We start from the raw sequence: 2,948 nt of genomic DNA on the forward strand, positions 1-2,948 counted from the left end.
GGGGGCACGCTCTCAATATCGCAATCGAATAACGAAATAAGCGCGATCATAACTATCCGAAAATGCCCGAGGAAATGACATCGCTTAGAGTGGGGAAATCAAAAGAGAACAGGAATGAAGTGATGTCACTGACACAGGATGTTGCCAATACGGTCGTCAGCCTCACCTACGACGAACTGCCGGCAGCGGTAGTTGACAAGGCGAAGCTTCTCGTCCTCGACCATGTCGGCTGCATGATCGCGGGAAGCACGAGCCGCGGGGCGAGACAATTGACGCCCTATCTCGCGCGTACCGACTCCGGTGGTCCCAGCACCGTTTTCGGCACATCACTACGCTTTCATCCTGCCAATGCCGCTCATGCCAATGGCCATAGCGCCAGCATGCTTAGTCTGGATGATTCCTACGTCCTTTTCGGGCATCCGGGTGCCTCCATTATCCCGGCTGCGCTCGCCGTTGCCGAAGAGGTAAATAGCTCCGGCAAGGCGCTGATCGCCGCGATTGTCGGCGGCTATGAAATGTCGCTGCGCCTTGGCACAGCCATGCGGCCTACCGAAGACCGCAACCGCCACGTCAGCGGTCTTGCGACTTGGCAGATTTTCGGCGCCTGCACGGCAACAAGCCTGTTGCACCGATTCAGCGCCGGGCAAATCGCCGATGCTTACGGGCTGACGCCGATGCATGCTCCGCTTCCCTGTGGGAGCAAATTCTATTCCCGACCTATGAGCTTTTTGAAGAACAATTACGGATGGGCGAACAAGGGGGCCATCACTGCGGTGGATCTTGTACGCGAAGGTTTCCACGGGAACCGCACCATCTTCGACGGTGGCGACGGCTTCTGGGCCATGGCCGGTTCCGACCGCTTTGAACCCCAGAACATGCTTGACCGGTGGGGAGAACGCTACTTCATTCTTGAGACCGGCTTCAAACCTTACGGCGTCTGCCGCTGGATTCACACTACGATCGACTGTCTGCGCGCGCTGCAGAAGACCCATCGGTTCGGCCATGCTGACATCAGGGGCGTTCATGTCGAAACCGTGAGCGAGTTCGTTCGCGACTTTAATGGACCCTGGCCGCAATCCACCATCGAGGCGGTGTTTCATATCCCCTATGCGCTCGCTCTCGAACTGCACGACAAGTCCTCCGCGACCGGCCTCCGCGAAGACGATCTGACTGACGAAGGTGTTAAACAAACCGCGACACGGATCAGCCTTTCAACCCTCGCCGGTGCCGATGGGGTATTTTATGCGGAAAGGCTCCTGCCGGCCCGCGTCAGTGTCACCCTCCAGAATGGCAAAACGCTTTCCGCCCAGGCCGAGGTTCCAACCGGTGCCCCCGGCGGGCCCGCTTTTGGACAGACGGAAGTGGAAGCGAAGTTCCTCACGCTGGCTAGCCCCGTCATCGGCGCTATAAATGCCGCGCGTCTGAAGGATGCTCTCCTCGAATTGGAGGGCCTTTCCGTCCGCGACGCACTGAAGCCTTGCGCCATGACGTAATCTCCGCGCGGGGGTGCACCGTCGCGAACCAGGCCGCGCGCCCTTCTTCACACCGACGAACCAATCAAGATGAGGTTGCAAATGCCCACTCAGAGTATCGTTCGACCGAAACCCGTTCAGAATGCATTCGACAGGTTCTACGCCGGCTCACGCGGAGCCCCCGGAACGTTCAAGGTGTCGCATGGGAAGGGTATCTTCTTCTGGGATACCAACGGCAAGCGCTATCTCGAGGGTTCATCCGGCGCGCTCGTTGTCAATCTCGGCCATGGGAACGAGCGCGTCCGCGATGCGATGATCGACCAGGCCTATCGCATCAGCTATTCCGCGTTTTGCAGTGAATCAACCGATACGCTCTGCACGATGATCGCGGACCTCGCCGGCCCTGGGTTCGATCAGGCTTTTCCCGTTTCCGGCGGTTCGGAAGCCGTCGAATCCGCTATCAAGCTCGCGCGCCAATACGCCGTGGCCAGCGGACAGCCGAAGCGCTGGAAAATCCTTGCGCGCATGCCAGGATATCACGGCGCGACACTTGGCGCCGCTGCTGTCACCGGCGATCCGGACCGGGACGAGATATTCGGCCCGATCATGCAGATAATGCCCAAGGTGCCAGCGCCACTGAGCTACCGCCCCCCTGAAGGCTTTGATGTCAGTTCCTATGCCGACTACTGTGCGGACGCGCTCGAACAGCAGATCCTTGCGGAAGGCGAGGAGACGGTGCTCGCCTTCATCATGGAGCCGGTCGGCGGTGTCGCGACCGGCGGGTTGGTTGCGCCGGATAATTATTATTCCAAAGTCCGGGAGATTTGCGATCGCTATGGCGTTCTGTTGATCTTCGATGAAGTAATGTGTGGCGCCGGCCGAACCGGAACCTTCCTCGCTGCTCATCATTGGCCAAACGCCCTGCCTGACCTCGTCGTCTGCGCCAAAGGCTTGAGCGCCGGCTATACGCCGCTTGGCGCCATGATCGCCCCCAACAGGATTGTCGATAAGGTTGCCGAGTCCGGCGGCTTCTTGCACGGCCACACCTATGCCGGAAATCCTCTCTCCTCGGCAATTGGTGTCGCGGTTCTCAAGGAGATGCTCGACCACGACCTGATGGGCAATGCGGAGCGGATGGGCGTCGTGCTGCGCCGAAAGCTCAACTCGTTGAAGGATCGGAGTATCACCATTGGCGATGTGCGGGGAATGGGCCTCCTCAACGCGGTGGAGATCGTTGAGGACAAGGCAACCAAGGCAATTTTTCCCGCAGCTAAGCGGGCGTCCTATCGCGTTTCGGAGATCGCCCGCGAACTCGGGCTGCATCTCTACGCGCGCCGCACCGCCAGCGGAAAGTTCGGGGAATGGTTTATGGCAGCTCCTCCGCTCATCATAACCGAGCCGGAAATCGACCTCTTCATGGAGCTTCTCACTGAGACGTTCCGGGTTTTTGAGAGCGAGAACCTATGAGGCGGGCGC

General features: G+C 59.4%; 2 protein-coding genes. Both read left to right on the plus strand.

Annotated features, from left to right (window positions below; genetic code table 11):
• Nucleotides 1-122 precede the first annotated feature (122 nt).
• Nucleotides 123-1,493, plus strand: coding sequence for an MmgE/PrpD family protein (locus CO676_RS34080; RefSeq protein ID WP_179875776.1), 1,371 nt, complete (start codon nucleotides 123-125; stop codon nucleotides 1,491-1,493).
• A gap of 81 nt (nucleotides 1,494-1,574) precedes the next feature.
• Nucleotides 1,575-2,939, plus strand: coding sequence for an aminotransferase class III-fold pyridoxal phosphate-dependent enzyme (locus tag CO676_RS34085; RefSeq protein WP_179875777.1), 1,365 nt, complete (start codon nucleotides 1,575-1,577; stop codon nucleotides 2,937-2,939).
• Nucleotides 2,940-2,948 lie beyond the last annotated feature (9 nt).

The organism is Sinorhizobium sp. BJ1, assembly GCF_002531555.1.
Lineage (GTDB): Bacteria > Pseudomonadota > Alphaproteobacteria > Rhizobiales > Rhizobiaceae > Sinorhizobium > Sinorhizobium fredii_B.